The 6,931-nt window shown below is 74.4% G+C and carries 6 protein-coding genes; 1 reads left to right on the forward strand and 5 read right to left on the reverse strand.

Translation table 11 applies throughout. The annotated features are described in order from the left end of the window. Positions 1 to 59 precede the first annotated feature (59 nt). The 4 genes from ACFVFS_RS06905 to ACFVFS_RS06920 form a co-directional block, all read right to left on the reverse strand. On the reverse strand, positions 60 to 593 hold the full coding sequence (locus ACFVFS_RS06905; protein WP_380620953.1) for an EF-hand domain-containing protein: 534 nt from the start codon (positions 591 to 593) through the stop codon (positions 60 to 62). A gap of 163 nt (positions 594 to 756) precedes the next feature. Next, entirely contained in the window at positions 757 to 1,674 is a 918-nt protein-coding gene (locus ACFVFS_RS06910) for a hypothetical protein (RefSeq protein WP_380620955.1), read from the reverse strand. Beyond that, on the reverse strand, positions 1,671 to 3,548 hold the full coding sequence (locus tag ACFVFS_RS06915) for a GMC family oxidoreductase (RefSeq protein ID WP_380620957.1): 1,878 nt from the start codon (positions 3,546 to 3,548) through the stop codon (positions 1,671 to 1,673). The genes ACFVFS_RS06910 and ACFVFS_RS06915 overlap by 4 nt, the downstream gene beginning before the upstream one ends. Further along, on the reverse strand, positions 3,545 to 3,964 hold the full coding sequence (locus ACFVFS_RS06920) for a hypothetical protein (protein WP_380620959.1): 420 nt from the start codon (positions 3,962 to 3,964) through the stop codon (positions 3,545 to 3,547). The genes ACFVFS_RS06915 and ACFVFS_RS06920 overlap by 4 nt, the downstream gene beginning before the upstream one ends. A gap of 327 nt (positions 3,965 to 4,291) precedes the next feature. Between ACFVFS_RS06920 and ACFVFS_RS06925 the strand changes: the two genes are divergently transcribed. Beyond that, positions 4,292 to 5,092 (forward strand): DUF4389 domain-containing protein, encoded by an 801-nt coding sequence (locus ACFVFS_RS06925; protein ID WP_380620961.1) that lies wholly within the window; start codon positions 4,292 to 4,294, stop codon positions 5,090 to 5,092. 150 nt (positions 5,093 to 5,242) lie between these two features. On the opposite strand, the gene ACFVFS_RS06930 is transcribed toward ACFVFS_RS06925, so the two are convergent. Then, positions 5,243 to 6,931: S8 family serine peptidase (locus ACFVFS_RS06930; RefSeq protein ID WP_380620963.1), on the reverse strand; the 1,689-nt coding region annotated here is incomplete at its 5' end.

A 6,931-nucleotide genomic window follows, 5' to 3' on the forward strand; every position in this document is an offset into this window, starting at 1 on the left:
CTGCTCCTCGGCTGGTCGTCGACTGGTCCGGTACGGGCGGGATGCCGGCGCCGGACGGTTCAGCTGGCCGGGTCGCCCACCAGGTGGTCGCCCGGGATGCCGGCCTTGTCCGGCGCGTAGTAGTCGCGGATGCCCTCCGCCCAGGTGGCGACCGGGATCCGGTCGTCGGCGGTCGGCTCGAAGGCGTCGAAGAGGGCGTCGATGTTGGCGTGTCCGAAGCCGATCGCGGTCATCAGCGCGACGAACAGCGGCCGTTCGACCAGCCCGTCGCCGTCCGGGTCGCCGAGCGCGGCCAGGGCGTCGGCGAACTGCCCGATCGTCGGCCCGAAGCGCTCGGGCGACAACACGAAGCCGCGGAACTCCTCCCGGGTGACCACGCCGTCCCCGTTGGAGTCCAACTCCGTCTCCAGGGTGACCCAGTAGCGCCGGAAGGCGGCACGGATGGCCTCCTTGGCATCCTCGTCCGAGTCGTACGCGGCCTCGACCACCCGCTTGGACATCAGGTCGAAGTCACCGATGTCGATCACGCCGTTGCCGTTCGCGTCGAACAGTCCGAAGACGAGCTCGACCCGCTGGGTGGCCTCGGTCCGCATGTGCCGCTCCTTCTCTCCGTACGCCGGGCTCTCGGCGCCCGACCGGGTCTCCCACTATCGGCGAGCGGTGGCGGCTCTTCCGCCCCGCCGCAGCCTGCTTCACCTGATGGAGTGAAGTTCGCTGCTCGGAAGGGGAGTTGACGGCCGACCCGGCCGGACCCGGTCAGCGGACGTAGTAGGGGCGGTGGTGGGCGGCGACCGGCGCGGACTGGTACGTCCACACGCCGGCGGCGGGCGCGTCGCCGACCAGCCGCGCGAGGTCGGCCGCGGCCTCCCGCGCGGGATCCCCCGGTCCCGGGTCCCCCGCCGACCCCGGTCCCCACCCCGACCCCGGTCCCGATCCCGGTCCCGGTCCCGACCGCCCGAGGGTGAGCCGGATCCGGTCGGCGGTGCGGGTGTCGAGCGGATGGAAGCGGTACGGCTGCTGGACGGTCAGCGGACCGGCCAGCAGCCGCCCCCCGGGGTCCGTGCCGTAGCCGGTGACCGGCGTGTTGACCACCGGCTCGCCGTCGAGGCCCGCGAGGTCCGCCTCGACCGCGAAGAGCTCCTCCTCGAACCGCCGCAGGCCGTCCGGCCCGAGACCGGCCCGATGGCAGACGAAGGACCAGTGGTCGTGCACCGCGGCCGCGTTGAGCGAGGGAAGCACGGCGGTGAACCACCCGGGGTGCTTGGGCTCGGCGTACAGACGGGTGCCCGCGTCGATGGCGAGCGGGTTGTCACAGAGCACGTGCAGCCGGGCGATGCCGAGCAGCCTGGTCTGGTCGTGGCCGCGGGCGTACTGGCCGTAGTCCACGGCCGGGACGCGGTCGGCGGCGGACGCGGGGTGGGCGATGACGTTGATCTCCACCTCCTCGGTGATCCCGCCGCCGGTCGGGTACTGGGCGAAGTACAGCTGGTAGTTGAGCGAGACGCAGGCCCGGCCGTCGAAGTCGGCGGCGGCCAGCGCGGGGTGGCGGTCGGCGAGCAGGGCGCGCACCGGCCCGGGGTCGACCAGGAAGTCCACGCCGATGTTGTGCAGCGCGCCGTAGTGGAAGGGCAGGTGGTACGGCTCGGGCACGGGCGGCAGCGGCAGACCGGTCATGACGGCTCCCTGGACGGCGTCGGGGACGGAGGCGGAGGTGGCTGGGAGGGCGGAGCGGGCTGAGGGGAGGAAGGAGGGGCGGCGAGAGCGGCCGGCCGGCGCAGCGCCGTCAGCTCCCGGTGGATGCGGTCGGCGCTGCGCAGGGCGAGCGCGGCCATCGTGAGCGAGGGGTTGGAGGTGCCGAGGGAGGGCATCGAGCCGCAGCCGACGGCGTAGAGGTTGGGGTGGTCCCAGCAGCGCTGCCACTCGTCGACCACGGAGGTGCCCGGCGCGTCGCCCATGACGTGGGTGCCGCCGGCGTGGCCGGCGCCCCGGTAGCCGTAGGCCGCGCCCCGGTGTTCGAGGCGCCCGGGCCAGCCGGGACCGGCGTCGTAGCGGGTGTGGTCCTCGGCGCCCAGCAGGGCGAACAGCTGGTCGGAGACGGCCCGCGCGGACGCCATGCCCTGCCGGACGTAGACGGAGAGGTCGTAGTGGAGGGCGGGGCGCGGCAGTCCGAGCCGGTCTCGCCGGGTGCGGTCCAGGGTGACCCGGTTCGCCGGGTCGGCGGGCTGCTCCAGTTCGAACTGGAGCGAGAACTGGCGGCCGAGCCGGTCGCCGAGGCGCTCGCGGAGCTCCTTCCCGCGCAGCCCGGCCCGCAGCAGGTCGGCGGTCTCCGCCTGGGGCGGGCGGCCCGCCCAGGACCAGCCCCAGTTGCCGATCTCGATCCGGAAGGGCGCCCGGCGGGCCCGGGCGGGGCCGAAGCGGAAGGCCTCCAGGCCGCTGGTGGAGCCCGGTCCCCGGTAGGGGCCGGTCGGCTGCGGCAGCAGGCCCCAGGTGAGCAGCGCCGGGTGGTCCATCAGGTTGCGGCCGACCTGGTCGCTGCGGTTGGCGAGGCCGGACAGGAGCAGCAGCCGGGCGTTCTCGATCGCGTGGGCGGCGAGCACCACGAGGTCCGCGCGGACCCGGTGGGCGGCGCCCGCGGTGTGGTACTCGACACCGGTGGCGCGGCCGGTGCCGTCGACGAGGACCCGGCTCACCACGGCGTCGGTGCGCAGCCGCACGCCCGGTGCCCAGCGGGCCTGGGTCCGCAGCGGGGTGTACTTGGCGCCGGTGGGGCAGACCGGGACGCAGGCGGCGGCGCCCTGGCAGAGCGGCCCGTCCGGCCGGGCGGGCGGGGCGCCGTCCGCGGCCGGGGCGGGCCGGGCGTTGCGGGCGTGCGGGGTGGTGCTGACGGCGAGGAGGGCGTCCTCGCCGGCGGCCGGGTCGCGGACGGCGCGGCCGTCGAGGGCCCGGGCGACGAGCCGGTCGAGGTGGCTGGCCGGGACGGGGCGCATCGGGAAGGCGTAGCCGTCGGGGAGTGGCAGGCCGACGTCGCGGCGCTGCTGGTCGGCGTCGGCGGCCACGCCGAGTTCCTGTTCGGCCTGGCGGTAGTACGGTTCGAGGTCCCGGTAGCCGATCGGCCAGTTGCGGCCGTGGCCGAGGTCGCCGGTGCGGAAGTCCTCGGGGTGCATGCGCGGGGTGAGGCCGGTCCAGAGCAGTCCGGTGCCGCCGTTGGCCCGGAGGTAGCCGCTGGCGTAGGGCAGCGGGCCGTGCTGGACGAGGTGGCCGGTGGCGGTGAAGCCGCCGCCGGACAGACCGGTCAGGTCGTCGACGTCCGGGGAGGGGGCGTCGGCGCTCCGCGGGTAGGGCGAGGTGGGTGTGCCGCCGCCGGCCGCGCGGTACGCGGTGGTGGTCGCGGCGGCGCCTGGGGCGGCGTGGCCGGCCTCCAGGACGAGGACGCGGTGGCCGTGTCCGCCGAGGCGGTGGGCGACCAGGGAGCCGGCGATGCCGGCGCCGACCACGATCACGTCCCAGTGGTCCCCGCCGTCCGCGGGGCTCCGCGGCGGGCGGCTCACCGCTCGCCCCCGCCGCGCGGGGCCTCGGCCCAGCTGCCGTGTCCGGGGGCGGCGCTGCCGGGGGCGGCGCCGTGGAAGGTGCGCCACATCAGGCCCCGGTCGTGGGCGCGGGGCGAGGAGGGCGGTTCGTCGGGCCAGGCGCCGACGTACCAGAGGTGGAGCAGGGCGTGCTCGTCGCGGACGCGGTGGGCGAGGAGGGTACGGTGGTGTTCGTGCGCCATGCCGGTGTCGCGCAGTTCCGTCTCGTCGAATCCGGTGAGCTCGGCGGAGATCCGCAGGAAGTCCTCGAAGTCGGCGAGGTGCGTGAGGTCGGCCTCGGTGGGCGCGCCGTCCGGGCCGACCGGGTCGGACCGGTGGTCGCGGTTATGGTCGTGGTCGTCGCTGTGGTCGTGCTCGTGGTCGTCGATCGCTGGCAAACCGGCACCCCCGCGGTGAGTACGCCCCGGACATGACAGCCGATCGGGCAGGGACCCGATCGCCTTCGCAGCGATGCTGCCTCGCCGACCGCCCCCGGAGGTCCCGCGACCGCAATCGTTCGAACCTGCCCGCCTTCTGTCCGCCGCGGCCTCGATGGCGACCAGTCACCAGTCGGATCAGATGCCGAAATGATCAAAATGGACCGCCCGGGCCCCTCCCTCGGATGGAGCAGCGCAGCGCGCGGGCACCGGTACGGGGCTGCGATCTTCGGAGCACGCGCGCCTTCGTCGCGCCGTCCGCCCGGTGCCGATACCTGGAGGCCCCCGATGTGGCAGGCTCCCCCCGCAGCCACCGCAGCTCCGCAGGAGTGGCTGCCGCCGCTCGACCTTCCCGCCCCCGGACCGCAGAACCGGCTGACCGTGCTGCTGCGGATCCTGCTGCTGATCCCGCAGTTCGTCGTGGTCTGGGTGCTGTCGGTGGTGGCCTTCTTCGTCGCGGTGATCGGCTGGTTCGGCGCGCTGGTCCTGGGCCGGCTGCCCGGCTTCGCCGCCGACTACCTCTCGTCGTACGTGCCGTACGAGACCCGGGTGACCAGCTATCTCCTGCTGACCCACGACCGCTACCCGCCGTTCGCGTTCCGCACCCCCGACTACCCCGTCAAGGTGGAGCTGCGGCCCGGCGAGCTCAACCGCCTCGCGGTGCTGTTCCGGCTGATCCTGGTCATCCCGGCGGCCGTCGTCCAGGGGCTGCTCTTCGCCGGCTGGTGGGTGGTCGGCTGGATCAGCTGGCTGGTGGTGCTGATCCTCGGACGGATGCCGCAGGCACTGTTCGAGGCGACGGCGGCGGTCCTGCGCTACCGGATGCGGTACATGGCCTACCTGCTGATGCTCACCCCGGCCTACCCCAAGCGGCTCTTCGGCGACGAGCCCGGCTCCGAGCCGGGCGGCCCGGTCTCGGCGACCCGTCCGCTGGTCCTCGGCGGCGCGGGCCGCGGCCTGCTGGTGGCCTTCCTGCTGCTCGGCCTGCTGTCGGGCGCGACCAGTTCGATCACCGCGAGCGTCACCGACGAGGACGACGAGGTCAAGCAGGTCACCGGCCCGCTGCTGCCGGGCCCGCCGACCCGCTGACGGACGGGGGCGCAAGCCGGCGGCGCCCGGGGACCGGGGTGCCAGGGGTGCCGGAGCGCCCCACTGTCCTGGTCCTTCACTGGACGGTCCAGGACAGTGGGAGGCGCAGCCGGCTGACGCGCACACCGCGCCGGACGGCGGCCGGAGGGATCAGAAGGTGAGGTTCCAGGCGTCGATCGTGCCGGTGTCGCCGGAGGCGCCGTCCTTGACCCGCAGCTTCCAGGTGCCGTCGGCCTGGCTCGCGGAGGCGTTCACCGTGTAGGTCTTGGCGACGTTGTCGGCGCTGTCGCCGTTGGCGAAGTCCTCCAACAGGAAGACGGTGCCGTTCGGGGCGACCAGGGAGAGGACCAGGTCGCCGCGGTAGGTGTGCTTGATGTCGACGCCGACCTTGAGGGCCGCGGGGGCGCTGCCGCCGACGCCGGTGACGGCGATCGGGCTCTCCACCGTGGCGTTGTCGGCGATCGCCACGTCGGCCTGGTTCTCGAAGTACTTGCCGGTCGGCGGGGTGCCGCCGCCGACGGCCTTGAGCGCGTCGACCTGGCCCTCGCCGAAGAAGGCGTTGTTGGCGGTGGTGCCGGTGCAGCGGCTGTCGGACGCGGGGCAGGCCACGTCGTTGGCCTGGGTGGCGAGCCGGGCCCGGAGGTCGGCCGGGGTGAACGCGGGGTTGGCGCTCGCGAGCAGCGCCGCGACGCCGGCGACGTGCGGGGAGGCCATCGACGTCCCGCTCTTGGTGCCGTACTTGCCGCCGGGCAGGGTGGAGTAGACGCCGGTGGCGCCGTCCCCGCCGGGTGCGGCGACGTCGATGACACCCCGGCCGTAGTTGGAGTAGGAGGCCTTGCCGGTGCCGCTGGCCATCGCCGAGACGGTCACCACGCCCGGCAGTTCGGTCGGGATGTCCAGGCAGGCGTTGGTGATGGTCCGGGTGACCTTGGTCGAGTCGTTGGGGCTGTCGCTGTCGGTGGTCTTGTTGGCCAGGTCGTAGGTGGAGTTGCCGGCCGCGGCGACCTGCAGCGAGCCCTTGCCCTCGGCGTACTCCTGGGCGCGGCGGACGCCCTCGATGATGGCCGCCTGGTCCAGGTTGTCCGGGCAGTTGAACTGCCAGGGATCGGTGTAGTAGCTGTTGTTGGTCACCTTGAAGCCGTGGTCGCCGGCCCAGACGAAGCCGCAGACGGTGTTCTCGGCGAAGAACAGCGTGCTGGTCGGCTCGGCGATCCGGACCGAGGCGATCCGGACGCCGGGGGCCACGCCGATGACGCCCTTGCCGTTCTTCGCCGCGGCGATGGTGCCGGCCACGTGGGTGCCGTGGGTGTCGACGTCGCGCCAGGCGCCGGTGCGGGTGTCCGGCTTGCCGTAGGCGCAGGAGACCGAGTCGGCGGCGTCGAAGTTGGGTGCGAGGTCCTGGTGCTGGTCGTCGACGCCGGTGTCCAGCACGCCGACCTTGACGGTGGCGGAGCCGGTGGAGACCGCCCAGGCCTGGTCGGCCTTGATCTGGGTCATGTCCCAGCGGCTGGTCTCGGTGAGGGTGGTCGCCGACTGGGCGGGGTTGGCCGGCAGCGCCGGGTTGTAGGCGTCGGCCGGGACGTCCGAGGTCCGGGTGGCCCCGACCTGCTGGACGCCGGGCACCGCGCGCAGGGCGGCGGCGAAGCCGGTGGCGGTCGCGTGGGCGACGACGACGCCGATCGCGTCGTAACTCGCGAAGACCGTGCCGCCGTTGGCGGTCACCGCGGTCTTGGCGGCGGCGACGTCGGCGGGGGCGCTGATCACCAGGTAGGCCCGGGTCCCGGCGGCCCAGCCGGCGGCGGCCCGCGGGGCGGTCGCCGCGGCCGGGGCCTGCGGGGC

It is taken from the genome of Kitasatospora sp. NPDC057692 (assembly GCF_042799475.1).
GTDB lineage: Bacteria > Actinomycetota > Actinomycetes > Streptomycetales > Streptomycetaceae > Kitasatospora.